Here is a 26,664-nt window from a genome sequence, read left to right on the forward strand (position 1 = left end):
AGCTTCCAGGCCGCCAAAAGCCAGGTCGGTCTGGACCAGCACCAGGTCCGCCGTTGGGACTCCTGGCACCGGTTCACCACCCTGGCCCTGGCCGCCCTCGCCGTCCTGGCGATCTGCGCCGCCGACATTGCCGACCAGGACCACGCCGATAACGGCCTGATCAAGCTCACCGTCAACGAGATCCGCCGACTGATCAACGCCTGCATCATCCACCCGATCAGCGACCTCGCCCACCGTTTGCACTGGTCAGGCTGGCGACGCCGGCATCAAGCCCGAGCCCGCCGAGCCCACTACACACGCCGCCTCAACCTCGAACTCCAGCCATGATCCCGAACGGCGGCTGCCGTACTAGGAGGGTGGCGCAGGTTCTTCTGGCGTCGTGAACGGTGATCGGCTTGACGCCTGCTCTCTCGCACCTCGTCTGCCAGGAGCGTTGGAAGTTGCGCGGCTCGATGGGTGTGCCGTAGCGGGTGGTGAATACGAGTCCGGTTTCGTGCCACGCGTTGCCGGCGGCTGCTTCGGCCTCGTTGAGGTTCCCCCGGTAGCTCGGAGGCTTTCGATCATGCTCTGATGGAGCTGAAGGGAGTTATCCGTGGCACCACCGAAGAAGTACCCCGATGAGCTGCGTGAACGTGCGGTGCGCTTGTACCGGGAGTCGGACCCCAAGCCCGTGATCCGCCAACTGGCGCGGCAGCTCGGGGTGCATCACGAAGCGTTGCGCAACTGGATCCGCCAGGACGAAGCCGACCGCGGCCAGCGCAACGACCGGCCCACCACGTCCGAGGTGGAGGAGCTGCGCCGGCTGCGGCGGGAGAACGCCGAGTTGAAACGGGCCAACGAGATCCTCAAGGCCGCCTCGGCTTTTTTCGCCTCGGAACTCGATCCGACCCGGCGACGGTCATGATGCTCGTTGACGAGCTGAAAGACCGCTTCGGGGTCGAGCCCATCCTCCGGGTCCTCAACGTGGCCGTCTCCACCTATTACGGGTGGCGCACCCGGGCCGCCAACCCGTCTGTCCGACGCCGGCAGGATGAGGAACTGGCCGTGGAGATCGCCGAGATCCACGACGTCTCAGGTGGCACCTACGGCAGCCCGCGAGTGCACGCGATGTTGCGTCGGCAGGGCCGCCACGTCGGCCGCAAGCGGGTCGAGCGGCTGATGCGCGGCGCCGGCCTGCAAGGCGCGTTCCTGCGCAAGAAGTGGCGCATCCCCTCGACCCGGTCGAACCCGAAGGCGACACCGGCGCCGGACCTGGTCAACCGGCAGTTCACCGCCGCGGCTCCGAACCGGCTGTGGGGTCGCCGACGCCACCCGCATCCCCTGCGGAGAGGGCGTGTTCTGGCTCGCCGCGGTGCGGGATGTGTTCTCCAACCGCATCGTGGGCTGGCGCTGCTCCGACCGCTGCGACACCGACCTGATCCTCGGCGCCCTGGAATACGGCATCTGGTCCCGCGACGTCCGCGACGGCCAACTGATCCACCACTCAGACCGCGGGTTGAACTACACGTCTTTCCGCTTCGCCCAACGCCTGGCCGACAACGGCATCCTTCCGTCGATGGGCTCGGTCGGCGACAGCTACGACAACGCCCTGATGGAGAACTTCTGGTCGACACTGAAGATCGAGCTCGTCTACCGCAACTCGTGGCGCACCCGCGACGAGGCCGAGAACGCGATCTTCACCTACATCGACGGCTGGTACAACACCCGCCGCATCCAGAAAGACCTCGGCTGGCGATCCCCAGACGAGTACGAAACCGCCTGGCACACCCACCACGCCCAACAGAACGATACGGCTATCGTTCAGCCTGAGCCCTCCGGCGCCAGGTAACCAACCCTCCGGCAAACCGGGGGAACCTCACGTCCGTGGACTGCGGTGGACCGTTCGGACAGGTCAGCCCTGCTGCTGGCCCAGCTCATTGACGCCTGGTGGTTCCTTCGGGACGAAGTAGTCAAGCCCTGCCGGGCGGAGGGAACCGACGGGCTAGGCCAGGGAGATCAACACCCTGCCTCACCGTCGTGTGCGGCGGTAACTTCAACGCCGTACAGGTCGACGGGCGCCTGTAGCTCGGTGGATGCCTGTGGCTCGGCGGGGTCAAGAGGGTTCAGGTCGCTGGGGTACCACACCTTGAGGTATGCGGTGGTCCCGTCGACTTGCTTGGTGTAGCAGACGCCAGGACCAGTGACGACCAGGGTGCCTGGTGCGGGAGGGTGGTTCTCGCTGTGGAACTGCCAGCCGTCTTTCGCCGCTGCCGTCGCGTAGAAGGTGTGGATTGCCTGACGGTCGAGGCCGGGACGATACTGCCTCCCGGCGTAGGGGAAGCCGTCGTCGGTGTCGCATCCGGAGTAGTTGTCCGTCAGCACTGTTCCGTCGGGATGAGCCTGTAGCACGGGCAGCTCACCGAGCGTGCTTGCAAGTCGTACGTCGCGATCAGTGCAGCTGCCAAGGGGCGATGCGACGTGCAGGCAGCCGGCGAGTGCCCAAGCGGTTGAGGTCGCCACCAGGATGGGGGCGACTCCTCGTCGGACGTACGATTTGAGCACGATTAGAGCGTACGGGCAGCCGAGCAGACGGGGCGACTACCTGTGCCCGATGCGTGCCCGATGCAGGGGTCAACACCGGCCCACAACGACACCCGGCAACCGCGACCTGAACGTTCCGTGCTCATCCACGACCCAGGACAGCTACTAAGGCGTGTTTCGTAAGTCGGGCTGGCGGCGTCGGGGTCATGGCGTGGCGGTGATCGACAACTGAAGAGGTCTCCGGTATCTGGTTCTGCGACCAAGCAAGAACTTCATACCGGAGACCTCGTGGCCAGCGTAGCGGTGACGAGGCGGCATGACCTCACCGACGGGCAGTGGGCTGTTCTGGCTCCGCTGCTGCCTGCCGTGTCGGCCACGGGTCGTCCGCCGAAGTGGGAGAAACGGCAGCTCATCGATGGGATCCGGTGGCGGATCCGGATCGGTGCCCCATGGCGGGACGTCCCGGCTGAGTACGCGCCCTGGCCCACCGTCTATGGCCTGTTCCGTCGGTGGCAGAGGGACGGGACCTGGGACAAGATCCTGTCCGCGCTACAAGCCGCCGGTGACGCGAGCGGCCGGATCGGTTGGACGGTGAGCGTGGACTCGATGACCAGCCGCGCTCATCAGCACGCCGCCGGCGCCCGCACCGACGGGCATCTGCAGAAGGAACCGCCCGGCGGGGTGCACGACGAGCCGGCCGATCACGCGTTGGGCCGCTCCCGGGGTGGGCTGACCACCAAGACTCACCTGGCTTGCGAGCAGGGACAGAAGGTCCTCTCCCTGGTCGTGACCGCCGGGCACCGTGGTGACAGCCCGCAGTTCATCCCGGTCCTGCGCCGTATCCGGGTGACCCGCCTCGGTGTGGGCCGGCCCCGCACCTGCCCCGACCTGGTCCTGGCCGACAAGGCCTACACCAGCCGCGGTAACCGAGCCCACCTGCGCTCACGCGGCATCAAGGCCTGCATCCCCAGCAAGACCGACCAGGACGCCCACCGCAAAGCCAACGGCTCCAAAGGCGGGCGCCCGCCGAAGTTCGACCGAGACCTCTACCGGATGCGACATGCCGTCGAGAACGGCATCGCCCGACTCAAGCGCCACCGCGGCGTGGCCACCCGCTACGACAAGTTAGCCGTCCGGTTCCAGGCCGTCCTGACCATCACCATCATCTGCGAATGGCTCTGACCGGGCTTATGAAACACGCCTTAACGGTGTAGATCAATCTGATTCCCAAGCTGAGGGCGGGTCGTCGGCCAGATGTGGCAGCACGGCTGACGGACTCACGGCGAGTAGCGGAAATCCAACCGGAACTTCATCGCCTTCACGAACGAACACAGCCGAGACAGTGCCGGCGGTGGTCGCTGGAATCTCGGTGTCGACCTTGTCAGTTGACACTTCCGCTGCCACGTCACCGACCTGCACTTGGTCGCCCAGCTGCTTCTTGAGCCGGACAACGGTCGCGCTTGTGACTCCCTCGCCTAACGAAGGCATCTCGACTGCCGTTGTATCGTCGGGCAACCTTGGCCAGGGCCGTGTGTCGACAGCGGCTCGTGCAAGGTGTCGCCTACGAGCGCCGATGGCCGAGGCGATCACGACTGCGAGGCCGACCAGTGGTGCACCGATGTTCCATAACACGTGCAGCAACCTCACACCGCTCCTTGAATGGGGGACGCCAAGTCAAGCACAGGACTCAGCAGGTTGCTGTCGACAGCAATGGGGCCGGACGTCGGTGGCGGGCGAGGAGGGCTATGGATCAGCGCCCGACCTCAGAGACGTGTGCGGACGCGGCCGGGCGATGCGCTCAGAACTTACAAGCGAGGGGTCCAGACGCGGAGCCGTCCCAGGCTTACCGAGGAAGCGGGTTGGCTACGTAGACGCCCTTGCCCTGCCGACCGTCGATCAGCCCTTCGGCCTTGAGTAGCAGCATGGCGGCGCGGATGACGGTGTTGCTGACCTCGTAGTGCTCGCAGAGGGCGGCGAACGAGGGCAGCTTGTCGCCCGGCTTCAACTGGCCGGAGCTGACCTGCTCGCGGATATCCCGGGCGACCTGTAGGTATGCAGCTTCAGACATCGGTGGTGCTCCCAGCTTGGCGGCTGGTGCAAGCAGACCACATCGCGGGCTCGACTTACAACGCTATGTGTCGTAGCTGTTGACCCTGCGCACATTGCGTCCTAAGTTGCTCGTGGGGCTACTCAGCTTGGCGGCCGGGTCGTCCTGCCGTGGGCGCCCTGTCTCCGGACACGGCTGACCGGGTGCCCACGGGACCGCAAGCGTCGGCGGGGAGGCATGGTGACTAGACCGAACGATGCAACTGGTGCGACCGCAGGCGCCGTGCCGGATATCAGGCAAGACCTGATGCGGGACAACAGTCGGCGGCGTGTCTCGTACGACGAGTACGTCTTGGCGGTGGCGCTCACCCTTGCCCGCCGGCATCGACCCGTCTGGTCATGGCAGCACTGGCGGCACGTCTGCCGCTGCGGAAGCGACCTGCCCTGCCGAAGCCGTCATTCCATCCCGATCAACCGCGGCCACTGGCCCAGTCGGGACGGGCCGCGATGACGACGCACCATCCGATCAAGCCGGCTTGGACCTGCGGCGGCTGCGCGGGGGAGTGGCCCTGCCAGACCCGGCGGCGCGAGCTGCGAGCCGAGTACGACCGCGCCCCGGTCTCGCTGGCCCTCTATCTGGCCGCCCAACTCGTCGATGCCGCCCAGGACCTGGCCCACGTCCCCGCCGGCCACCTGCACCACCGCTTCCTCGGCTGGACCCGATGAGCATCCTGCGACGCGGCGACGAGAAGTTCCACTACAGCGACGGCTCCCACAAGTGGATTCCACCCGACCCGGACTACGACCAGGAGGTCTGGGACGAGCAGGTCCGCCAACACAAGCAGAGCCACCTAAGGAACGAGCGCCCGAAGGTCCGGATCCAACGCCTCGTGTGATGCCAGCAGTACAGCAGCGAAGTACAGCAACCGTGCCAGCCGAACCGAGCCGAGAGGGCGCCACCAGCCCGTCTGACCTCGCATCGAACCCGATCTGACCAGCCCGCCGAGAGTTCACACCGAAGAGGTCACTGGTTCGATCTCAGTATCGCCCACCATTGATGTATGCAGGTCTGAGGCCCGTCACCGGAACCACCGGTAACGGGTTTCCGCCGTCTTGCCCCTTAGGTTGGGAGCAGATTGGGAGCAATGGCGACCGGCTTGTGATCGTGACCTGGGAAACGCGACGCTCCTCCGTGGACCGCAGGCGTGCCCGTCGATCCCGTCGCCGGCGTCATGGCGACGCAATCGGTCGAACACGAGCCCATCTAGACGGCCTGGTTCGCGACCTGGTGGGATTACTGGAGGATCACTTACCGCTGGCTGCTGGCTGCTGGCTGCTGGCGGTGGCCGGTGCGGCAGTTCGTCGACGAGCACGAATTCCAGGCGACCGCAGTGGTGAACCTTCAGCGGTACCACTGGACGTACCCGCACGACCCGCTTCCCATGCTGCGGCTCGGTGATGCAGTCGGGTGATGCTGCATGAGCCAACGGCGCCACGGTCCTGCCTGTCGTGGAGGGCGTCCGGGTCTGGGGCGAGGCGCACCTTCAGCGCACCGACGGCCAGGCCACACCCGACGAGTCGATGCGCTGCACGCACGCGATCGCGTCGGCGCGCGGCCGGTCGAGCTCCGGCGACTTCGGGGGACTCCGGATCTGACGGTGCCTCGGGGTCGACCCGCCGGGCCGTGCAGGCACCGTGAGTGACTGAGTGTAGTCGCGTTCTATGCGGCTGGAGGGGGCGCGACGTCGGAGGCGGCGTGGCTGCTCGATGCAGGAGGTGCCGCCGAACGGGCGACCAGGGTGGCGCGGCGGCATCCGACCGCGACCTGCGCCGCCGCTGCCAACCGCTCCACCCGGAGGTCACGGGCAGCGCGTACCAGGGACACCTCGGTCCCGCGGAGACGCGGTCGCCGGCGATGCTGTGCTCCCCCAAGAGCGTCGTCGTGCCGTGCGGCCGAAGCGGGCAAGATGCTCCATCAGCGCCGATCGGGTGGAGTGGCGATTCATCCATCATGGATCGGCGGAATAGCAGCTTTAGTGGATGTAGGGCGCAGAAGGACTGTCGAAACGTCCAGGCCGGTAGCGCGATGCGTCATAGCGTGCAGGGTCCGGCACCCCATAGTCTCGATCATCGAAGTCTCGGGGCCAGGCCACCCGGCGCCCGGCACCCGAGCATGGATGGAGACGACGTGGTCACTGAAACCCTGCTGCTTGCCGAGACGGTCGCGAGCGGGCTCCGCGCTCTGGTCACGGCCGACGACGCAGGGCTGCGGCTCACCGCCCGCCGCGGATCCCGCACCCTCCTGCGGATCCGCCTGGGGGTGACCGTGGGTGGTCGCGACCTCGCTGCTGAGAGTCGCTTCCGCCGCGCGTCGACGCGCAGCATCGCCGAGACGCTGGCGCCCCGATCGGGAAAGTCGACGACACCGCGGACGTCGACGCACGAGGAGCTGACGGTGACGCTCGCGGATGCGAGCGACCGCGAGTGGTCCATCGATGTCCGAGTCGCCGCCGACGGCATCGCCCTCCGCTACGGCGTACCCGACCTGCAGGGGTTGAGCACCCTCGACGGCGAAGCGACCGCCCTCGAACTCGACGGGTTCGAGCGCGCGTGGATGCTCGCGTATCAGACCTGGTACGAGACCCCCCGATCCGGGTGGGACATCCCGCGGTTGTCCAGCGGCGCGTACGGGTTTCCCGCGCTCCTGCGCGGGCCGGAGGGTGAGCACGTCCTCGTCACCGAGTCCGGCATCGACGGGCGCTACAGCGGCGCGCACGCCCTCGTCGACGCGGCGGAAGGCGTACTCGCCTTTCAGCAGGCGGACGCCGTCACCGAGATCGCGCGCGGCGCCATCACGCCCTGGCGGGTCTTCGTCGTGGGTGGGATCGCCGACGTCGTGGAGAGCACGTTCGTCGACGAGCTCGCGCCCGCCCAGCATCGATCCGTCCAGGACGCCGGCTGGGTGCGGCCGGGTCGCGCCGCCTGGTCGTGGTGGTCGGACTTCTACTCCGGCGCCCAGTTGGACGCGCAGAAGCATTTCGTCGACGTCGCGGCCCGACTCGGCTGGGAGCACCTCCTCATCGACTGCGGCTGGGAGGAGACCTGGGTCCCCGAGATCGTGTCGTACGCCAGCCGTTTTGGCATCCAGGTCCACCTGTGGACCGTCTGGCACGACCTCGACGGGCCGGAGAAGCTCGAACGCCTCGCCCGGTGGCGCTCGTGGGGCGTCGCCGGCATCAAGGTCGACTTCATGGAGTCGGAGTCCAAGGATCGCTACCGCTGGTACGACTCGATCCTCCAGGAGACCGCTCGTCTCGGGATGATGGTGAACTTCCACGGGTCCGTCATCCCACGCGGCTGGGCGCGCACCTGGCCCCAGGTGATCGGCTACGAGGCGGTCCGCGGTTCCGAGTACTACGTCTTCTACAACGACACTCCGTTGACGGCTGAGCACAACGTCATCCAGCCGTTCACCCGCAACGTCGTCGGTGGGATGGACTACACGCCGGTGGCCTTCACGGCGCCGGGACGGTCGACCAGCGACGGGCACGAGCTCGCGCTCAGCGTCGCGTTCGAGTGCGGCATCACCCATTTCGCCGACAGCGTTGACGCGTACCTGGAACGTCCGCTCGTCGCGCGCTTCCTGGCGGAACTCGCCCCGAGCTGGGACGAGACCCGCCTGCTCGCAGGAACACCCGACACCGAGGCGATTGTGGCGCGCCGCTCCGGCGATCGCTGGTTCATCGGAGGAATCGCGACCGGCCCTGCCCGCACCGTCGAGGTCCCGCTCGACCGGCTCGGCGAGGGGTCCTTCGACGCGTGGATCGTCGGCGACGCCCTCACGGAGGACGGCCGCGGCCTGACCGAGACGAGCGCGACGGTCGATCAGACCCTCACCGTCCCGGTCAGCCGGGACGGCGGATTCGTCGCCATCCTGACATCGGCCGGCGGCGACCTGTTCCGCGCGGCACCCGTCGAGCCGGTGGCTCTTCCCCTCGTGCCCGCCGAACTCGTCGAGCTCGACGAAGACGGGCGGGCCGAGATCGTCGTCCCGGCCGCGGTGTCGGTGCGGGTGGCCCCCGGCTGGCGTGCGACCCGCCTACAGGCTGGTCGATGGGACATCCAGGCGCCCGCTGACCTTCTCCCGGGCGAACTGGGCGTCGTCACGGTCGAAGGCGGTCCCACCCGCGGGGTCCCTACCGTCACCCCCGTCCGGGCCGTCCGCCCGCTGTGCGGCACAGCGCCGCTGTCCTCCCTTCCGATGCTCGCGTTCCGCAACGAGAGCGGACCCGTCGAGCGGGACATGAGCAACGGCGGCGGCAACCCCGGGGACGGTCGGCGCATGTCGATCGCCGGACAGGAGTACGACACCGGCCTGGGCATGTCGTCGCCGGCGGAGGCGCACTTCCACCTCGGCGGACGTGCGGAATGGTTCGACGGTGCCGTCGGCATCGACGACGAGACACCGGCGACGGCGGCCGCGGCGATCGTCGAGGCCGACGGGAAGGTGCTGTTCCGCGTCGATCTGACCGCCGGAGTCCCGGCCGTCGGATTCCGGATCGACATCGCCGGCTACCGCACGCTGACTCTGCGCACCGAGCCGTACTCGGAGTCGGCCGCCCACATCGACTGGGCGAACGCCACTCTCACCACCCTGTCGTATCCACAGCAGTCCGGTCACTGACGACCACCGCCACATCAGAGGAGAACCCGTGCACAAGAGATTGCTCAACACCGCGGCGGTCGTCGCCGCGGCGGTCCTGCTCACTGCCTGTTCCAGTGGAAACACCGGTGGTGACTCGAACGAGAAGGTGGCCATCACCTACGGAGTCTGGGCGGGAACCCAGACTCCGGCGATGAAGGAGATCGCCGCCGCGTTCACCAAGGAGCACCCGAACATCACGGTCAAGGTCGAAGAGCGCCCGTGGCCGGAGTACTGGTCCACCCTGCAGACCGGCGCGGCCGGCGGCACCGCTCCCGACGCCTTCTGGATGCTCGCGCAGAACATCCGGCCCTATGCCTCGGGCGGTCAGCTCCTGAACATCTCCGACGAGATCAAGAAGGAGAAGGTCGACCTGAGCAAGTACCCGAAGGCCGTGCTCGACCTGTATGACCAGGGCGACGGCAAGACCTACGGTCTGCCGAAGGACGTCGACACCAACGCGGTGTGGTTCAACAAGGCGATCTTCGACAAGGCGGGCGTCGCCTACCCCGCCGCGGACTGGACGTGGGACGACTTCCGGCAGACCGCCAAGAAGCTCACCGATCCCGCCGCCGGTGTGTGGGGCGTCGCCGCTCCGATCGACTACCAGGGCGGCTACTACAACACCATCTTCCAGGCCGGCGGCCAGGTCATCTCGGCCGACGGCAAGACGGCCGAGATCGACAGCCCCGAAGCCCAAAAGGGCATCGAGTTCTGGACGAACCTCCACGCGGACAAGTCGTCGCCGACGCTGAAGCAGCTGTCGGACACCGAGGCTGAGACGATGTTCGAGCAGGGCAAGGTCGCCATGTACATGTCGGGCGCCTACTGGGCGCTGAAGCTTTACGAGAACAAGGCGATCGCCGGGAACGTCGACGTCGCCCCGCTCCCGATCGGCGAGAAGCGTGCCACCGTCACCAGCGGCATCGTGAACGTCGGCTACGCCGGAACCAAGCACCCGGACGCGGTGAAGAAGTTCCTGCTGTTCGCCAGCGGCAAGGAGGCGGCGGAGATCCAGGCCAGGTCCGGTGCCGTGCTCCCCGCGTACGAAGGCGGTGAGAAGACCTGGATGGCGGCGATGCCGGAGTTCAAGAACCTCCAGGTGTTCATCGACGCCAAGGAGTACTCGGTCCCGCTGCCGGTCCAGGGCAACGCCGCCGAGTGGCAGGGCGACCAGACCAAGTACCTCACCGCAGCGTGGGAGGGCACCACCAGCGTCGCGGACGCGACCAAGCAGTACGCGGACGCGATCGACAAGGTTCTGGCCGAGAAGTAATGAGGGCCATACTTAACCGGCCGGGGCGGCAGAACAGCCGTCCCGGCCCCACCTCGCCCCCGCCCGTCCGCCGGCCTCGGAACCGCATCGACTGGTGGGCGATCCCGATGATCGCCCCGGCGCTCGTCGGGCTCGCCGCGCTGTATCTCTGGCCGTTCCTCTCGACCTTCGTCAAGAGCTTCATGAAGGTGCCCGTCTTCGGCGCCGGCACGTTCACCGGCGTCGACAACTACACGAAGCTGTTGAGTGACGAGGACTTCTGGCGTGCTCTCGGCAACTCCGCTCGGTACACCCTCCTCGTCCTCCTCGGCATCCCGATCGCGATCGTCCTGGCGGCCCTGATCGAACAGGCCGCGAAGGGACGCACCCTCTACCGGGTGCTGTTCTTCCTCCCTGTCGTGACCCTCCCGGTCGCGGTCGGGATGGTGTGGCGGTTCATCCTCAACGGCGACTTCGGCATCCTGAACTACCTGCTCTCCCTCGTCGGCATCCCCGGGGAGTACTGGGTTGCGGACGACCGCTTCACGATCTACGCCTTCGCCGTCGTCGGCATCTGGATGGGCCTCGGGGTCAACCTGATCATTCTGGGCGCCGGGCTGCAGAGCATCCCGGTCGAGCTCTACGAGGCGTCGGCCGTCGACGGAGCCGGGCGCATCCGGCAGTTCTTCTCGATCACGCTGCCGCTGCTGAGCCCCAGCATATTCTTCGTCACCGTGCTCACGATCATCAGCGCGCTGCAGATGTTCGACCTGGTCTTCGTGATGCTCGGCAGCGTGAACAACACCGCCATCGACGGCTCAAAGACCATCGTCTATCTCTTCTACGAGGCCGCGTTCGTCCAGTTCAAGCAAGGGTACGGCGCGGCCATCGCGATCGTGCTGCTCGTCATCATCATGATCGCGACCGCGATCCAGTTCCGCCTGCAGAGGAGGTGGGTGAACTATGACTGAGATCGAACTCGCCACCCCGCGCGTGCTGACCGCCGGCCGACGCAGTCCGCGGGGCCGCTCCGCGAGCAGCAGAGGTCAGTGGCGGATCCACGTCCTCCTGATCGTCGCCGCGACGCTTATGGTCGTGCCGTTCGTCTGGCAGATCCTCACCGCGTTCAAGACCTCCAACGAGGTGGCCTCCCTCCCGCCCACGCTCTTCCCCGCGACCCCGACTCTCGTCGGCTTCGACACGTTCTTCGCGTCGGTCCCGTTCTGGGCCCAGTTCGCGGTGTCGGCGACCTCGCTCGTGCTCCGCGTCGCCGGGCAGGTCCTCGTGGCGGCGCTCGCCGGGTACGCCTTCGCCCGGCTCCGATTCCCCGGCCGCAAGGTGATCTTCGCGCTCTTCCTGCTCATGCTGATGGTGCCGAGTCAGCTGTTCGTGCTCGGCCAGTTCGACATCATGAAGGAACTGGGACTCCTCAACACCGTCCCCGCACTGGCCATCCCCGGCATCTTCAGCGCCTTCGGCACCTTCCTGATGCGGCAGGCGTTCATCACCATGCCGAAGGAGTACGAGGAGGCCGCGCAGCTCGACGGGGCCGGGACGCTGCGGGTCTTCTGGCGCGTGATGCTGCCGATGGCGCGACCCATGCTCGCCGCTCTCGCCGTGCTCACCTCCCTGTACTCCTGGAACGACCTGCTCTGGCCCCTGATCGTCTCGCCGGCCGGCGACAACCGTCCGCTCACGGTCGGCCTGGCGAGCATGCAGGGACAGTTCGGAACCGACTACCCCGCCCTGATGGCCGGGGCGCTCATCTGCACCCTGCCCCTCGTCATCGTCTTCATCGTCCTGCAGCGACAGTTCTTCGCCGGCATCGCCAGCAGCGGATTGAAGGGATAGAGATGCCCCTCGCACCGGACATCGTCCACCTCAGGCGCGGCGGCGTCAGCGTCGTCGTCGACCTCACCGACGGGCGCCTCCCGCGCATCCTGCACTGGGGAGCCGACCTCGGCGCCCTCGACCACGAGCAGCTCGCCGACCTGCGATCCGCCACGCTTCCGACCATCGGCGACAGCGCGGTGACCTACCCGCAGCCCGTGCCCGTCATCCCTCAGCTCGCCGAAGGGTGGCTCGGTCGTCCGGGTGTCACGGGAAACCGTGGCGGGCGGGCGTTCGCGCCGTGGTTCCGCGATGCTGCCAACACGACGACCGACGACCGGGTCGAGAGCGTGGCCACCGATCCAGACTCCGCGCTGCGGATCGCGCTCCGGCTCGACCTGAGCGCGGAGGGCGTGCTGTCGCTCTCCGCTGAACTGCGCAACGACGGGACGGAGCCCTACGCGCTCGACGGCGTCGAGCTGGCCCTGCCGCTCCCGGACACGGCCGGCGAGCTGCTCGACCTCAGCGGCCGGTGGGCACTGGAGCGCGTTCCGCAGCGCCATCCCCTCCCGATCGGGACCTGGCTGCGCGAAAGCCGTGGCGGAAAACCCGGACTCGACCACTCCACCATCTTCGCCGCCGGTGAGGCGGGGTTCGGGTTCGAGCGGGGCGCGGTGTGGACCGCGCACCTCGCCTGGAGCGGCAACCAGCTCCTCGCCGCCGAACGCACCCCCGCCGGCACCCGGCACCTGCGCGCGGGTGAGATCCTGCTCTCCGGCGAGCTCACCCTCCAGCCCGGCCAGTCCTATGCCGCCCCTACGGTCCACGGCGTGTGGGGCGACGGCCTGAACGAGGTCACCCACCGGATGCACCGGATGCTCCGGGCCCGTCCTGCGCACCCGAAGTCGGCCAGGCCGGTCCTCTCCAACACCTGGGAGGCCGTCTACTTCGACCACGACCTGGCGAAGCTGCGGCGGTTCGCCGAGCGCAGCGCAGACCTCGGGATCGAGCGGTTCGTCCTCGACGACGGCTGGTTCACCGGGCGCCGCGACGACACCAGCTCGCTCGGCGACTGGGACGTCGACCCGGTCGTCTGGCCGGACGGCCTCGACGGCCTCGCCGACCACGTCCACGGCCTCGGGCTGCAGTTCGGCCTCTGGTTCGAACCGGAGATGGTCAACCTCGACTCCGAGCTCGCGCGCGCCCACCCCGACTGGATCTTCGACGGCGGCCACGGACCGGGCCTCCCGTCGCGGTACCAGCACGTGCTCGACCTCGGGAACCCGGACGCCTACGCGCACGTCCTCGGAAAGGTGTCCGCCCTCGTCGACAGGCTCGGCATCGACTACATCAAGTGGGACCACAACCGGTACCTCACCGATGCCGGCCACAGCGGGAGCGGCCGGGCGGGCGTCCACGAGCAGACCCTCGCCGCGTACGCGATGATGGACGAGTTGCGCCGCCGGCATCCCGGGCTCGAGATCGAGTCGTGCGCGAGCGGCGGCGGTCGCATCGACCTCGGCGTCCTGCACCGGACGGACCGCGTCTGGCCCTCCGACTGTAACGACCCGCACGAACGCGTCGACATCCAGCGATGGACGGGCGTGCTCGTCCCGCCGGAGCTGCAGGGAACCCACATCGGTGCCGAGGACTCGCACACCACCCACCGCGTCGCGCCGCTCGACTTCCGCGCGGCGACGGCCTTCTGGGGCAACCTCGGCGTCGAACTGGACCTGACCGAGCTCGACGACGACACGTTCGCCCACGTCAGAAGATGGGTGGACGCGCACAAGCAGCATCGGAGCCTGCTCCACACCGGCCGAACGGTTCGCGCGGACACGGGTGCGGACGTGCGACTCGACGGGGTCGTCGCGGTCGACGGTTCCGAGGCGATCTTCGGATTCACCGTGCTGTCGCGCACGGCCACCTGGCCGCCCGCGCGCCTGCGGTTCCCCGGGCTCGATCCCGAACGGCGGTACCGCGTCACCGAGTTCGCGCCGGGGGTCCCCGTACCCGCCGGGCAGCGGCCGCCGTGGCTCGACGCCGGCGTGCGTACGACGGGGCGGGCACTGCATGTCCACGGTCTCGAGGCACCCTCCCTCGACCCGGATCGCACGGTGCTGTTCCGCATCGAGGCGGTATGAGTCCCGTCGCGTGGCCCCCACGGCCGACGGTCAGGTCCGCCTGCGGCTCGACCACGCTCGTCGTCGAGCCGCTGGCGGCGTCGCTGCGCCGCCTGACCGTCGGCGGCGTCGACCTCGTCGAGCCCACGGATACTATGCCTGGAGTCCCCGGCATGGCCGGGGCGATCCTCGCGCCGTGGCCGAACCGCGTCGAGGACGCGCGCTGGTGGCACGACGGCCGCCGCCACGAGCTCGACGTCAGCGAGCCGGAGCTCGGCAACGCCAACCACGGCCTGCTCGCCGGCAGACGCTTCGACATCGTCCGTCAGCAGAGGGCCGCGATCGTGCTCGGCACGATCATCCGACGTCCTCCCGGCTATCCGTTCGAACTCGATGTCGTCGTCGTCTACCGGGTCGATCACCGAGGAGTGACCGTCACCACCGACGTCGTCAACGTCGGCGCCGAGCGCGCCCCGGTCGCCCTGGGCGCCCACCCCTACCTACGTCTCGGCGAACAGCCAGTCGAAGCGCTGCGACTCAGCGTGGACGCGACGCACGCCTACCGTCTGGACAAGCGGCACATCCCGCGCGAACGCTTCCCGGTCGACGGCACGTCCAGCGACCTCCGGCGACCGCGACTCGTCGCCGAGGCACCCGGCCATGCCACGCTGATGCGGGAGGATGCCGACGGTGAGCTCGTGCATCGCCTCGGCGCCGATGACGGGACGCAGCTCGAGCTCTGGGCCGACCCGGCCTACCGCTGGACCCAGCTGTACCGGGCGGATGCGTTCCCCACCGAGCATGGCGAAGCGCGGGTCGCGCTCGCCGTGGAGCCGATGACCGCGCCGCCGAACGCGCTCCGCACGCGAGAGGGACTGCGCTGGCTCGACGCCGGCGAGCGATGGAGCGTCTCATGGGGCATCCGCCTCACCGGATGATCGGCGGAGCCCACCGCTCGCCAGTCACGAGTCCCGCGCGCGGAAGGCCGAGGGGCTCATCCCGTGGCGGCGCCGGAAGTGCCGTGAGAAGTAGAACGGGTCGTGGTATCCGACATCGCGGGCCACCTCCGCGATCGTCGCATCCGTCGTGTCGAGGAGCTGACGCGCTCGCGCCATCCGCAGCGCCGTGTGGTGGGCGAGGACGCCGCCGCCCGTCGCACGCCGGAACAACGACGTCAGATGGGTCGGAGAGACGCCGACCAGTCGGGCGAGCTCAGGCACCCGCACGGATCCGTCGAGCCGGTCGCTCAGATAGTTCATCGCCCGCTGCAGCGGATCTTCGGGTGCCGGCAGCAGGCAGTCGACCGCCAACTGGGTCAGCAGCTTCCACGCGGCGCCGGAGGCGGCCATCAGCCGGGCGGGCGTCTGGTCCCGTTCGAGGTTGGTGACGATCTCGTCGAGGAGCGCGACAGCGCGCTCCATCGTCCGTACCCGTAGCACCGGTCGCGCCGCCGTGACCTCCATCCCCTCGACGAGCTCCGGCGCATCGGTGCCCGCGATGTGTGCCCACCAGATCGTCCAGGGATGGCTCTCGTCCGAGCCGTACGAATGGGGGACGCCCCGAGGGATGACGATCGCCTGCTGGCTGCCGATCCGATGGGTCGTGTCGCCGATCCGCGCCCAGCCGGTGCCCGCGGCGCAGACCATGACGATCGTCTCGTTCGTGCCGCGCGGTCTGCTCATCTGATGGTCGAGCGCGTCCGGATAGTAGCCGACGTCGGTCACCAGAAGGCGCCGGGTGACCGGCTTCCTGAGCGCGCCGGAGACGACGGGCCGCGGCACGACGACGAGCCGCTGCCCCCGGAATCCATCCTCGACGGGCATGGGGACATTCTGGGGTAACAATCGTCGGATTGTCCATGGGTGCTTGCCCTTACTGCATTCCTAGCAGGAGGGGTTCGCCGATTGGATGGAGCAATGCTCAGCGATGACCTCCGCCCGGCCGCACCCGAACACCTGCGTGAACGCCTCGACGCCGGCGACGCTGTCGCGTGGAGCGCCCCGGTGACCATTCCGACCTATCAGCCCGGGACGCCCGACGAGTTCCCGATGTTCCTCGACCGTCGCGTCTACCAGGGGTCGAGCGGACGCGTCTATCCGATCCCGTTCATCGACCGGGTCTCCTCCGAGCCGACCGACCGGACCTGGCAGGCCATCCATCTGGAGAACCGCTGGATCCGGCTCATGGTCCTCCCCGAGCTGGGCGGACGCATCCACATCGGTTACGACAAGACGGCCGACTACGACTTCTTCTACCGCAACAATGTCATCAAGCCGGCGCTCGTCGGGCTCGCCGGACCCTGGATCTCCGGCGGCGTCGAGTTCAACTGGCCGCAGCACCACCGGCCCGCGACCTTCCTCCCCGTCGACACCGCGATCGAGGAGCACGCGGACGGATCCGTCACCGTCTGGTGCTCCGACCACGACCCGTTCACCCGCATGAAAGGGATGCACGGCGTACGCCTGTCCCCGGATCGTGCCGTCGTGGAACTCGTCGTGCGGCTCCACAACCGCACCAGCGACGTCCAGACCTTCCTCTGGTGGGCCAACGTCGCGGCGCGCGTGCACGACGACTACCAGTCGTTCTTCCCGACCGATGTCGCCTATGTGGCCGACCACGCCCGGCGCGCCGTCACCGCGTTCCCCGAGGCTGACCGGCCCTACTACGGCGTCGACTACCCGGCTCGGCACGCCACCGGCGGCGACCGGATCGACTTCTACCGGAACATCCCCGTGCCGACGTCGTACATGGTCACCGACACCGAGGACGACTTCTTCGGCGGCTACGACCACCGGGCCCGGGCCGGGTTCGTGCACGTCGCCGATCGCCACATCGCTCCGGGCAAGAAGCAGTGGACGTGGGGTGACGCGGCCTTCGGGCACGCGTGGGACCGGCTCCTGACCGACGAGGACGGGCCGTACGTGGAACTGATGGCCGGCGTCTACACCGACAACCAGCCCGACTTCGCCTGGCTCGAGCCGGGAGAGACGAAGGAGTTCAGCCAGCTGTGGTTCCCGATCCACGAGATCGGGCCCGCGCACCAGGCGACGGCGGAGGCCGCCGTGCGGCTCGACGTCGCGGACGGCGTGGTGGCCGGAGGCGTCTGCCTGGTCGCCGAGCGTGACGTACGCGTCACGGTGACGGCCGGTGACGACGTGATCATCGACGAGCGGGTTTGGATCGCCCCGGGGGTACCGTTCCGCTTCGAGGCGGCCACGGGGTCGGCTCGACCTGCTGATCACGAACTGCGGGTCACCGGCGATGATGGTGGACGCCTGATTGCCTGGCGTCCCCGCGCGGAGATCAGCACCGAGGAGCCGTGGACGGCGAGCGAGCCGCCCGCTCCGCAGGAGATCGCCAGCCAGGACGAGCTGTACTTCACGGGCATCCATCTCTCCCAGAACCGGCACCCGACGAGATCGCCGCTGCCCTACTGGGAGGAGGCGCTTCGCCGCGACGAGCTGGACAGCCGCAGCAACACGGCGCTCGCCGAGCACCTCCTGCGCCGCGGCCGCTATGCGGAGGCCGAGACGCACCTGCGGCGCGCGCTCGACCGCCAGACCCGGCGCAACGGCAACCCGCGCGACGGCGAGGCCCGGTACCTACTGGGGCTGGTCCTGATGCGCACCGGTCGCGACGCAGCTGCGCTCGATGCCTTCGCCAAGGCCGCGTGGGACGTCCGATGGCTCGCCCCGGCCCAGCTGGAATCCGCTCGGATCCTGGCGCGGGGCGGGTCGGACCGTGCTGCGCTGGCGGCCGTCGAGAAGGCGCTGGCCGTCAATGCCGCCGATTCGCGTGCGCTCGCGCTCCGGATCATCCTCGAGCGACGCCTCGGCCGCACCGACCTGGCGGACGAGCACCTCCGGAGCCGGCTCGCGCTCGATCCGCTCGACCAGGTGGCTCGCGCGCTCGCCGGTCTGCCGGTGAGCACCGACGGTCGTACCGTCATCGACGTGGCGCTCGAGCTCGCGGCGGCCGGCGAGGACGATCGGGCGATCACCCTGCTCGTGCAGGCGGGGGAGCGGCCGGTCGGACTGTCGGGCAATGTCCGTCCGATCGCCCACCTCCACCGGTCCGTGCTGCTCCGTCGGGCCGGCCAGATCGAGAGCGCGGACGACGCTCTCGCGGAGTCCCGCCGCGTCGACCCGCGCCGGTGTTTCCCCGTCGGGCTCGACGACCACGACGCGCTGCGTGCCGTGCTCGACCTGTTCCCCGACGACCACCGCACGGGTGCGCTGCTCGGGATGCTTCTCTACGACGCCGGCCGTGAGGAGGAAGCCCTGCGGCTCTGGCGGCGCGCGATCGACTCCGGGGAGGCGGACGCGGTGACGTTGCGCAACGCCGCCGTCGCCGCCGTGAACCTCTACGGCATGGCCGAGGATGCCCTCGGCTGGTACGGCGCGGCCCTCGGCCTTCACCCCTCGGCCCGTCTCCTCTATGAACGAGACCAGCTCCTCGCGCTCGTCGGCGCCCCGGCCGAGCGACGACTGGACCTCCTGGAGGACAGGCTCTCCTTGGTTCTTGAGCGCGACGACCTCACCATCTCGTACGTCGAACTGCTGACCGCCGTCGGCCGGGCCGCGGATGCCCATGCCGTCCTGACCTCGCGCCCCTTCGCGCCCTGGGAGGGCGGAGAGGGTCTGGCCCTCTCCGCGTGGGAGCACGTCGCCCTCGCGCTCAGCCGCCAGGCGGAGGCGGACGGGGACATCGACTCGGCGCTCCGGCATGCCGAAGCTGCGCTCACCCCTCCCGCGACTCTCGGCGAGGCGCGCCATCCGCTCGCACCGACGACAACGATCCACGAGCGCCTCTCGGCTCTGCACGCCCTCCTCGGCGACCAGAAGCGGGCGGAGGCGGCCCAGGCGATCGCCGACGCTCAACCGCTCCCGCGGAGCCTCGAACCGGACGCCGCGCCGGACTACTTCGCGACGTCGCTCCCGCAGCTGCTGCTGTTCCGACCTCGGACGCTCGCCCCGAGGGCGCCGGGAGCAGCGGCAACCGAGTCGGAACGTCCAGTCCCCGAGGCAGAAGGCGCATTCCTGGGTGACTCGACTGCTCCTAGCCTCGAGAACGTCTCCTGAGGACAGGACCTCGGGAGACCAAGGCACCCCACCATTGACAAGGGGAAGCATGCGAAATCGACGCCGTCCCACATCCATCGCCATCGGGGCGACGGTGGTCGCCGCGCTCGGGCTGTCGCTGCTCACAGCGACCCCGGCGGCCGCTCTCGTCACGCACACGATCACCTCGCCGGACGGTCAGATCAATCTCACCGTCAGCGACCACGCGAGCGGCGCGATCACCTACGGTGTCACCGCCGGCAGTACCACGGTGTTCGACTCGTCGCCGCTCGGCATCACCACCAGCACCACCGACTTCACCAGCGGCCTGACCTACACGGGAGAGACCCGGGCCGTGATCACCGAGACGTACTCGCTGCCGGCCGGGACGAAGCCGAGCTACACCAACGACGGCCGCGAGATGACGCTGACCTATACCAGGGGCGGCGCGACGCTGCAGCTCATCGCCCGCGCGTACAACGACGGCATCGCCTTCCGGTACCGGATCCCCGGCACCGGGGCCGCCAGCATCACCGGCGAGTCCACCGGCTTCCGGCTCAACCCAGGTGACGGAGGCTGGGCCGCACCCTGGAACGCCAACTACGAGCAGGACTACATCTACCGCAACGCCGCCGGCCTCAACGCCGGTACCAACCTGACGATGCCGGCCCTGATCTCGGTGAACAGCAACAGCTACTTCGCCCTCATCAGCGAGGCGAACGTCTACAACGCCAACGCCAGCTACGCGCCTGCGATGCTCCGGGGCGATGGCGCCGGCACCGGCCTGCTGAACGTCGCGCGAACTCCCGACCAGGGCTTTCCGATCGCGAGCACCTACCCGTTCCAGACGCCCTGGCGCACGGCCATCATTGCCTCGAACCTTGACAAGCTCTACAACAGCGACCTGGTGCAGAACCTCAACCCGCCGGCCGCGTCGACCCCCTCGTGGGTCCGGCCCGGGCGGGCGGCCTGGTCGTGGTACACCGACGAGGACAGCGCATCCGACCTGAACAAGCAGAAGCAGATGGTCGACTTCGCGGCCTCGATGGGCTTCGAGTACATCACCGTCGACTGCTGCTATGTCCCGGCGGTCGACCTTCCGGCCATCTCGGCCTACGCGCACCAGAAGGGGGTGAAGGTGTTCGCCTGGGTCACCGCGGACGCGGGGCAGACCCCGGCCGCGGCGACGAAACTCATCACGGATCACAAGGCGTACGGAGTGGACGGACTGAAGGTCGACTTCTTCCTGAACGACTCGCAGGCCGTCCAGCAGTGGTACCAGTCCATCGGCGACGCCGCCGGCGCCGGGCAGATGATGCTCGACCTGCACGGCAGCACGAAGCCCGGTGGCGAGAACCGCACTTGGCCGTGGGTGCTCACCACCGAGGCCGTCGCCGGCACCGAGCACTACAAGTACCCGCCGCCCACCACCGCCGCCGCCGACGTCACCTACCCCTTCACGCGTGGTCCGATCGGCCCGATGGACTACACGCCGGCGATGATCTCGCAGAACGCGTCCGTGCTCACCCAGGCACACACTCTCGCGCAGGCGATCGTCTACAACACCGGCATGATCAACTACGCCGACTCGGCCGCCGCGTACGAGCAGTGGCCGGGGCGCCACCTCATGCGGGCGATCCCGACAAGGTGGGATGAGACGAAGGTCGTGGAGGGCTTCCCGGGGGACCACATCACGATGGCCCGCCGCTCGGGCAGCGACTGGTTCATCGCCGGGATGACCTCGCCGGCGCGCACGGCGTCCGTTCCGCTGACCTTCCTCGGCGCGGGCTCCTACACCGCGACGATCTTCTCGGACAACGCGTCGGGCCGGGTGCAGGTCAGCACGCAGACCGTCACCAGCGCCACCACGCTGTCCCTGCCCGAGATCGCCACCGGTGGAGTGGCCGTGCAGATCTCTCAGACGCCGCTCGCCCAGATCGGAAGCGGCGACGCCCGGTACGAGGCGGAGTCCGCCGCCAACACCCTCGCCGGCGGCGCCTCCGTGCAGGCGTGCAAGGGCTGCTCCAACGGGTCGAAGATCGGCAGCGTCGGCTCGGGTGGCTCGGTCCAGTTCAACAACGTGACCGCGTCGACGGCAGGCACCCACCGGATGACCTTCAGCTACACGTCCGCCGATCCGCGATCCGTCCGCATCACGGTGAACGGGACCGTCCTGAGCACCGAGAACCTGCCGGACTCCGGCGGCTGGGAGTTCCTCAACAAGTGGAGCGTCGACGTGCCGCTGGTGGCGGGCAACAACACCATCAAGCTCGATAACCCCGGCGCCTTCGCCCCGGACATCGACGCCCTGACGATCGAGCGCGCCACCGAGGCGGAAGCAGCCGGCAACACGCTCGCCGGCTCCGCCACCGCGACGAGCTGCTCAGGCTGCTCGGGGAGCTCCGCGGTGACGGGCCTCAGCGGCAGCGGCACGCTGGACATCACCGGTCTGACGGTCGCGGCGGCCGGTAACCACACCGTCCGCCTGGACTACGCGAGCGCCACTGCGCAGACCGTCCAGCTCCAGGTCAACGGGGGCACCGCCAGCACGGTGAACCTCCCCGCGACGGGATCGGCCACCGCCGTGGCCACGAAGACACTCGGTCTGTCGCTGGCGACCGGTGCGAACACCATTCGGGTCAGGTCGGCATCGTCCGCTGCCGTCGCGATCGACCGAGTGACCGTGGTGCGGTAACCGCTCCGGTCGACCGTCGGGCGGCGACCTCGTGCATCCAGCACGAGGTCGCCGCCCGATGCCGGGTCGGACCGGTCGACGATTACGACGACTCCCGACGCTCGACCAGCCGTTCGTGCGGCTGGCCCACAACAGCGTGGTCGTCACCGACACCGGCGCCGGGTTCGGGGTGTCGGTACAGTCCGGCCCGCCCTCAGTTGGCGCGCCCGACCGTACGCGCGGCGCCGAGGTCGACCGCTCCGCCGAGTCTGGCGACGGTTCCGGATCCGTACGTGTCGCGCTGGCGGAGATCGATGACAGCCTCCGGAGCGTGTCGCCCTGGTGGATCTCGATTTCGCCCTTGCCGGATGTGTCGAGCGGGTGGGCGGCAAGGCAGCCGGCACTGTTGGCGTTCGCGATGTCCTCGTTGACGCCGATCGCGGCTGCGAACATGCGGGCCACGGCCGTTCTTGCGGTCACATCTCGTCTACCCGGCCCGTCCAGCAACATCTCAAACGGCGGCTGCCGTACTAGGGTCATGTCCCGTGTGGTGGGCATCCGATCAAGGCGGACGACTACCCGGTGGCCAGGGTCGTCTGCCAGGAGGAGCAGGGCGCGCTGTGGTTGGTGCGCGCGTCGGCGTGTCCTCCCGGTCATAGCCCCGCCCGGGAGGGCACGCTGCCGCTGCTCGCCGCCGCTTGCCCGGGACCGCCGAACTTGGAGTAGGGCTGTCAGTCGGTGCGGAAGCCGGTCATCATCGAAGCCGGGTAGCGGCTGCCTGCGGAGCCCTGGGGGAGGACCTCCCGGATACGGGCCAGGTCGGCCTCGGTGAGTTCTACGTCGGTGGCGCCGACGTTCTCCTCCAGACGTGTGGCGCTGCGGGTGCCCGGGATCGGGACGACGTCCTCGCCCTGGGCGAGCAGCCATGCCAGGGCGAGCTGGGCGGGGGTGATGCCCTTGGTGGCGGCGAGCTTTCGGAGCTGCTCGGCGGCGTTCAGGTTGTAGGCGTAGTTCTCGCCCTGCCAGCGCTCGTCCCAGCGGCGCATGTCGTCCTCGGGGTACTCGTCGGCGGGCTTGACCACACCGGAGAGGAAGCCGCGGCCGAGCGGCGAGTACGGCACCAGGCCGATCCCCAACTCCCGCAGGACCGGCAGGATCTCGTCCTCTACCTCGCGTTCGAAGATCGAGTACTCGTATTGAAGGGCTGTGACCGGGGTGACGGCGTGGGCGCGGCGGATGTACTGCGGGCCGACGTTACTCAGGCCGAAGTACTGCACTTTGCCTTCGGTGATCAGGTCACCGACAGTGCCGGCGACCTCCTCGGCCGGTACGTCGGGGTCGGAGATGTGCTGGTAGAAGAGGTCGATGCGGTCGGTCTGGAGGTAGCGCAGGCTGTTTTCGGCGACCTCGCGGATGTTCTCCGGGCGGCTGTTGACGCCGCTCCCCAACGTCTTGCTGGTCATGTCGAAGCCGAACTTGGTGGCCAGGACGACCTCGTCGCGGAAGTCGTTGACTGCGTTGCCGAGCAGCGTCTCGTTGCTGCCGGTGCCTTGGCCGTACAGCTCGGCGGTGTCGAAGAAGTCGACTCCGAGTTCGTGGGCGCGGTGAATGGTGGAGATGCCGTCCTCGTCGTTCGAGGGGCCGTAGGCCATGGACATCCCCATCACGCCCAGTCCGAGCGCGGAGACGCGCAGTCCCTGCCGTCCCAGGGTGCGGTGCTGCATGAGATCGCTCCTCGTGTCGAATTGGCAGCCCATAGCTGACCAAACCAAACTGTTCGGTATTACCGTACGCCTGTCCGGAGTGCCGCGCAAAACCGAACGGTTCGGTCGCCTATCCTGGGCTCATGCCTCGTTCCACCAGCCCTGGCCGGACCCCGGACGCCGCCACCTCGAGCGAGTCCACCGACTCCACGCGCCAGCGGATCGTCGCCGCGGCCAAGGAGGAGTTCGCCCGGCATGGGATCGCCGGCGCCCGCGTGGACCGCATCGCCAAGCACGCCAGGACGAGCAAGGAACGTGTCTACGCCTACTTCCGCAGCAAGGAAGCCCTTTACGCGCACGTCGCCGAACACGAGACGACCGCGCTCGTCGAGGCGACTCAGCTGGATCCGGCCGACCTGCCCGGTTATGCCGGCATCCTCTTCGACCACTTCGCGGCTCGTCCGGACCACTACCGCCTGATCACGTGGGGTCGCCTGGAACTGGCCGGGTCCGCAGACAACACCACCAGCCCCCTCCAGGCCACGATCGCCGGCAAGCTCGACAAACTCCGCGACGCTCAGCGCATCGGGCTGCTCGACCCGGCCTGGGACCCGGTCGACGTCCTCGCCCTGATCAACCAGATCGCCATGACCTGGGCAGGTCAGCCCGAAATCGCCGCCGCTGCCGCAGACCAGGCCGTGGACCCCTCTATCGCCGCCCGTCGCGCCGCACTGGTGACCGCCGTCGAGCGCATGTTCCCTCGTCCGCACTGAGGCCAACACCCAAACCGTTTGGTTTGACGCGCACCTCCGGGTGCGTCCGTTGAAGATGACCTGGTGGACGAACGCGCGGTCCGCTGGCGCGGGAGTGATGACGTGCCCTTGTGCTCCGTGACGAAGTCCTGCCCTTAGCGCAGCGATCGGCGGCAGGCAAACGAGCGTCACCGATCCGGGCGAACGCACTCCACTGCACAACCTGATCGATGCGGTCTTCGAGTGCTGACCGGCGACGGCGGACGAGCGGCGGCCCCAGGTCCGGGGCCGCCGCTGTCCCGTCACGACCGTGTGTGGCGTGGCGTCGCACCGCGGCCGGTTGGCCCGGGGGTGAGTGCTGGTCCTGTCTTTCGGGTACGCCACCAGATGGTCGCGGTGATGACGACGACCGCAAAGGCGGGGACGAGCTGGTACGGCGTGCCGACTCCGGCTGAGCGGTCCTGCAGTGCGCTACCGAGGTCCACCCGCAGGGACACGGCCAGGATGAGGCTGAACGTGTTGAGGACGGCGTGCAGCATGACGGGGATCTCAAGCCCGCCGGTGCGCCAGGTGATGATGGCCAGTCCGGTCCAGAGCACGAAGTACCAGACGATGATGTACGGATCCGTCGCGCCGTGTACGGCCGTGAACAGTACGCTCGAGGCCAGCACCCCGGTGATCAGTCCCGCCCGTGGGCTGCGGGTCCAGCTTCCGATCACTCGGAAGATCAGCCCCCGCACGCCGTATTCCTCACCAGCCGACTGCAGCGGGGTGAGGAGCATCGTGGCGAGGAAGATGGCGACGAGGTCGGTCTGCGACCAGGGGGACTCCTCGACGGGTGTGAGGGCTCCGAGGGCGTTGACCACCAGCCAGGCGGGACCGAAGATGAGCAGCGACTTGCCGAGCAGGTCGAAGCGGAACCGCGACGTCACGGAGTGCAGCGACGCACTGGGTACGCCGTAGAGCCACCGCTGGATGAGCATGCTCCACGGAATGAGCAGGCCGAGGGAGAACATCGTGCTGGCGTGGTAGAGCGGCGTGTAGTCGCTGCCGCCCAGGATTGGCGGGGTGTTGCCCATCCGTACGTCGAGGAGCGCAGCCGCTCTGCCGATGGCCGTCGGAAAGACGACGAGACCGGCCAGCAGGAGGATGATCGCGAGAATGCCGCGGCCGATACGGCGTTTGTCGCCGGCGAGCACCCGGTGGTACTCAACTCCGGTGGGGACTGACGGCCCGTTGCGGGGCTCGGCCGGAGTCAGTAGGGAGTTCGGTGTGTTCATGGTGGTCATGGCTTCCTCTGGTGGATGTGGTTACTTTCCGGCTTGGTCGAGCACGCTGTGACGCAGGCGGAGTGCCCGCTCGGTGCTCCCCAGCGCGGCCCCGACGGCCAGGGCGAAGTTGAGCCAGATCGGTAGCCGGACGGGCGATTCGAAAGTTCCGATGTTCTCGGCGATCGGGGGGATCTGCGACACCGGTTCGGCGAGTTGCAGCAGGTTCAGGCCCACGCCGACGAGGAGCATCAGCGCCGAGAGGAAACTGATCGAGTGGCTCAGTGCCGGGTGCTCGCGTTCGATGCGGGCGCGGCGTCCCTCGGCGGACTTCGGGTCAGGGATGAGTCGGTGCTCCGCGCCGGCGATGGTGACGTAGTGGCACCGCTTGAGCCCGAAGGCGCTGGCCGCCACTTCGATGGTGCCCCCCTCGACGGGAAAGGCAGCCGGGAGCTTGGACTCGGCGTGGTGTCTGCCGTCGAGATACAGGTGCGCTCTCGCCTTGCCGCCTTCCGGGTCGGTCCGGCGCGGGATGTCGACGGCATACACCGTCCGCCGGCCGCCCCCGTCGGGTAGCGGGAGGTAGTACAGGGCGCGGAAGGGCAGTTGCCACCAGCGGAGACGTTTCAAGGCCCGTCCGTCTCCGCTGGTGATGCGCTTGGCTGCCCGCCGTTGCCGCCAGTTGTCGATCACGTTTCCTCGCTCACCGTTGGCCGCCGCTTCGCACTAAC

At 68.6% G+C, this 26,664-nt stretch carries 20 protein-coding genes and 4 pseudogenes; 16 read left to right on the top strand and 8 right to left on the bottom strand.

The window, feature by feature from the left end; translation table 11 throughout:
• Positions 1 to 327 (top strand): annotated as a pseudogene (locus GA0070564_RS29350) (IS701 family transposase); the annotation flags it as partial.
• A 22-nt stretch (positions 328 to 349) separates the two neighbouring features.
• Here the strand turns inward: GA0070564_RS29350 and GA0070564_RS29905 are convergent.
• Positions 350 to 529 (bottom strand): annotated as a pseudogene (locus GA0070564_RS29905) (site-specific integrase); the annotation flags it as partial.
• A gap of 63 nt (positions 530 to 592) precedes the next feature.
• Here GA0070564_RS29905 and GA0070564_RS17225 point away from each other — a divergent pair.
• From GA0070564_RS17225 to GA0070564_RS29360, 3 genes and pseudogenes are all read left to right on the top strand, one after another.
• Entirely contained in the window at positions 593 to 904 is a 312-nt protein-coding gene (locus GA0070564_RS17225) for a transposase (RefSeq protein WP_091609706.1), read from the top strand.
• A pseudogene (locus GA0070564_RS30495) lies at positions 904 to 1,188 on the top strand (IS3 family transposase); the annotation flags it as partial. The gene GA0070564_RS17225 and the pseudogene GA0070564_RS30495, both read left to right, overlap by 1 nt.
• A gap of 121 nt (positions 1,189 to 1,309) precedes the next feature.
• Positions 1,310 to 1,828: pseudogene (locus GA0070564_RS29360) on the top strand (IS3 family transposase); the annotation flags it as partial.
• A gap of 167 nt (positions 1,829 to 1,995) precedes the next feature.
• Here GA0070564_RS29360 and GA0070564_RS17240 read toward each other — a convergent pair.
• Complete coding sequence (locus GA0070564_RS17240) at positions 1,996 to 2,541, bottom strand: hypothetical protein (protein ID WP_141714800.1); 546 nt, start codon at positions 2,539 to 2,541, stop codon at positions 1,996 to 1,998.
• A gap of 282 nt (positions 2,542 to 2,823) precedes the next feature.
• Between GA0070564_RS17240 and GA0070564_RS17245 the strand changes: the two genes are divergently transcribed.
• Positions 2,824 to 3,702, top strand: coding sequence for an IS5 family transposase (locus GA0070564_RS17245; protein ID WP_425412500.1), 879 nt, complete (start codon positions 2,824 to 2,826; stop codon positions 3,700 to 3,702).
• A 33-nt stretch (positions 3,703 to 3,735) separates the two neighbouring features.
• Here GA0070564_RS17245 and GA0070564_RS29630 read toward each other — a convergent pair whose 3' ends face one another.
• Entirely contained in the window at positions 3,736 to 4,008 is a 273-nt protein-coding gene (locus GA0070564_RS29630; protein ID WP_091609710.1) for a biotin/lipoyl-containing protein, read from the bottom strand.
• Between the two features lie 355 nt (positions 4,009 to 4,363).
• Positions 4,364 to 4,588 carry a winged helix-turn-helix domain-containing protein gene (locus GA0070564_RS17255; RefSeq protein ID WP_026268779.1) on the bottom strand — a complete coding sequence of 75 codons (225 nt, stop codon included), beginning with the start codon at positions 4,586 to 4,588 and terminating at the stop codon, positions 4,364 to 4,366.
• Positions 4,589 to 5,073: 485 nt separating this feature from the next.
• On the opposite strand from GA0070564_RS17255, the gene GA0070564_RS17265 reads away from it, so the two are divergent.
• The 8 genes from GA0070564_RS17265 (at position 5,074) to GA0070564_RS17295 (ending at position 15,414) form a co-directional block, all read left to right on the top strand.
• A complete protein-coding gene (locus tag GA0070564_RS17265; RefSeq protein WP_091609711.1) occupies positions 5,074 to 5,292 on the top strand; it encodes a flavin reductase in 219 nt (72 codons plus the stop codon).
• On the top strand, positions 5,289 to 5,462 hold the full coding sequence (locus tag GA0070564_RS29365; RefSeq protein WP_176730713.1) for a hypothetical protein: 174 nt from the start codon (positions 5,289 to 5,291) through the stop codon (positions 5,460 to 5,462). Before GA0070564_RS17265 ends, GA0070564_RS29365 begins: the two co-directional genes overlap by 4 nt.
• A 1,292-nt stretch (positions 5,463 to 6,754) precedes the next feature.
• On the top strand, positions 6,755 to 9,250 hold the full coding sequence (locus GA0070564_RS17270; RefSeq protein ID WP_176730714.1) for a glycoside hydrolase family 97 catalytic domain-containing protein: 2,496 nt from the start codon (positions 6,755 to 6,757) through the stop codon (positions 9,248 to 9,250).
• Between the two features lie 28 nt (positions 9,251 to 9,278).
• Positions 9,279 to 10,544: an ABC transporter substrate-binding protein gene (locus GA0070564_RS17275; RefSeq protein ID WP_141714802.1), complete on the top strand. Its 1,266-nt coding sequence runs from the start codon at positions 9,279 to 9,281 to the stop codon at positions 10,542 to 10,544.
• Positions 10,545 to 10,651: 107 nt separating this feature from the next.
• A complete protein-coding gene (locus GA0070564_RS17280; RefSeq protein WP_091609714.1) occupies positions 10,652 to 11,494 on the top strand; it encodes a carbohydrate ABC transporter permease in 843 nt (280 codons plus the stop codon).
• Positions 11,487 to 12,374 carry a carbohydrate ABC transporter permease gene (locus tag GA0070564_RS17285; RefSeq protein ID WP_091609715.1) on the top strand — a complete coding sequence of 296 codons (888 nt, stop codon included), beginning with the start codon at positions 11,487 to 11,489 and terminating at the stop codon, positions 12,372 to 12,374. Before GA0070564_RS17280 ends, GA0070564_RS17285 begins: the two co-directional genes overlap by 8 nt.
• A gap of 2 nt (positions 12,375 to 12,376) precedes the next feature.
• Positions 12,377 to 14,497, top strand: coding sequence for an alpha-galactosidase (locus GA0070564_RS17290; protein ID WP_091609716.1), 2,121 nt, complete (start codon positions 12,377 to 12,379; stop codon positions 14,495 to 14,497).
• Entirely contained in the window at positions 14,494 to 15,414 is a 921-nt protein-coding gene (locus GA0070564_RS17295) for an aldose epimerase family protein (protein ID WP_091609717.1), read from the top strand. Before GA0070564_RS17290 ends, GA0070564_RS17295 begins: the two co-directional genes overlap by 4 nt.
• 24 nt (positions 15,415 to 15,438) lie before the next feature.
• Here the strand turns inward: GA0070564_RS17295 and GA0070564_RS17300 are convergent, their stop codons facing one another.
• Entirely contained in the window at positions 15,439 to 16,299 is an 861-nt protein-coding gene (locus GA0070564_RS17300; protein ID WP_091609718.1) for an AraC family transcriptional regulator, read from the bottom strand.
• A gap of 93 nt (positions 16,300 to 16,392) precedes the next feature.
• On the opposite strand from GA0070564_RS17300, the gene GA0070564_RS17305 reads away from it, so the two are divergent.
• Positions 16,393 to 19,557 (top strand): DUF5107 domain-containing protein, encoded by a 3,165-nt coding sequence (locus GA0070564_RS17305; RefSeq protein ID WP_091609719.1) that lies wholly within the window; start codon positions 16,393 to 16,395, stop codon positions 19,555 to 19,557.
• A 49-nt stretch (positions 19,558 to 19,606) separates the two neighbouring features.
• Positions 19,607 to 22,231, top strand: a complete 2,625-nt coding sequence (locus GA0070564_RS28920) for a glycoside hydrolase family 97 N-terminal domain-containing protein (protein ID WP_176730715.1) — start codon at positions 19,607 to 19,609, stop codon at positions 22,229 to 22,231.
• A gap of 710 nt (positions 22,232 to 22,941) precedes the next feature.
• Here GA0070564_RS28920 and GA0070564_RS17335 read toward each other — a convergent pair.
• Positions 22,942 to 23,934: an aldo/keto reductase gene (locus GA0070564_RS17335; RefSeq protein ID WP_091609723.1), complete on the bottom strand. Its 993-nt coding sequence runs from the start codon at positions 23,932 to 23,934 to the stop codon at positions 22,942 to 22,944.
• Between the two features lie 122 nt (positions 23,935 to 24,056).
• On the opposite strand from GA0070564_RS17335, the gene GA0070564_RS17340 reads away from it, so the two are divergent.
• Entirely contained in the window at positions 24,057 to 24,686 is a 630-nt protein-coding gene (locus GA0070564_RS17340; protein WP_091609724.1) for a TetR/AcrR family transcriptional regulator, read from the top strand.
• A 281-nt stretch (positions 24,687 to 24,967) separates the two neighbouring features.
• On the opposite strand, the gene GA0070564_RS17345 is transcribed toward GA0070564_RS17340, so the two are convergent.
• The gene (locus GA0070564_RS17345) at positions 24,968 to 25,954 is read right to left on the bottom strand and encodes a CPBP family intramembrane glutamic endopeptidase (protein WP_091609725.1); all 987 of its coding nucleotides are present in this window, start codon (positions 25,952 to 25,954) and stop codon (positions 24,968 to 24,970) included.
• Between the two features lie 21 nt (positions 25,955 to 25,975).
• The gene (locus GA0070564_RS17350) at positions 25,976 to 26,626 is read right to left on the bottom strand and encodes a hypothetical protein (RefSeq protein WP_091609726.1); all 651 of its coding nucleotides are present in this window, start codon (positions 26,624 to 26,626) and stop codon (positions 25,976 to 25,978) included.
• Positions 26,627 to 26,664: the final 38 nt, after the last annotated feature.

Origin of the sequence: Micromonospora mirobrigensis, from assembly GCF_900091555.1 — a bacterium.
Lineage (GTDB): Bacteria > Actinomycetota > Actinomycetes > Mycobacteriales > Micromonosporaceae > Micromonospora > Micromonospora mirobrigensis.

Bases quoted from the DNA above. Each gene is read 5' to 3' on its own strand.
- GA0070564_RS17285 (WP_091609715.1), top strand. From the start codon at position 11,487: ATGACTGAGATCGAACTCGCCACCCCGCGCGTGCTGACCGCCGGCCGA.
- GA0070564_RS17265 (WP_091609711.1), top strand. From the start codon at position 5,074: ATGACGACGCACCATCCGATCAAGCCGGCTTGGACCTGCGGCGGCTGC.
- GA0070564_RS17305 (WP_091609719.1), top strand. From the start codon at position 16,393: ATGCTCAGCGATGACCTCCGCCCGGCCGCACCCGAACACCTGCGTGAA.
- GA0070564_RS17255 (WP_026268779.1), bottom strand. From the start codon at position 4,588: ATGTCTGAAGCTGCATACCTACAGGTCGCCCGGGATATCCGCGAGCAG.
- GA0070564_RS17340 (WP_091609724.1), top strand. From the start codon at position 24,057: ATGCCTCGTTCCACCAGCCCTGGCCGGACCCCGGACGCCGCCACCTCG.
- GA0070564_RS17295 (WP_091609717.1), top strand. From the start codon at position 14,494: ATGAGTCCCGTCGCGTGGCCCCCACGGCCGACGGTCAGGTCCGCCTGC.
- GA0070564_RS28920 (WP_176730715.1), top strand. From the start codon at position 19,607: ATGCGAAATCGACGCCGTCCCACATCCATCGCCATCGGGGCGACGGTG.
- GA0070564_RS17345 (WP_091609725.1), bottom strand. From the start codon at position 25,954: ATGACCACCATGAACACACCGAACTCCCTACTGACTCCGGCCGAGCCC.
- GA0070564_RS17280 (WP_091609714.1), top strand. From the start codon at position 10,652: ATGATCGCCCCGGCGCTCGTCGGGCTCGCCGCGCTGTATCTCTGGCCG.
- GA0070564_RS29365 (WP_176730713.1), top strand. From the start codon at position 5,289: ATGAGCATCCTGCGACGCGGCGACGAGAAGTTCCACTACAGCGACGGC.
- GA0070564_RS17290 (WP_091609716.1), top strand. From the start codon at position 12,377: ATGCCCCTCGCACCGGACATCGTCCACCTCAGGCGCGGCGGCGTCAGC.
- GA0070564_RS17335 (WP_091609723.1), bottom strand. From the start codon at position 23,934: ATGCAGCACCGCACCCTGGGACGGCAGGGACTGCGCGTCTCCGCGCTC.
- GA0070564_RS17300 (WP_091609718.1), bottom strand. From the start codon at position 16,299: ATGCCCGTCGAGGATGGATTCCGGGGGCAGCGGCTCGTCGTCGTGCCG.
- GA0070564_RS29630 (WP_091609710.1), bottom strand. From the start codon at position 4,008: ATGCCTTCGTTAGGCGAGGGAGTCACAAGCGCGACCGTTGTCCGGCTC.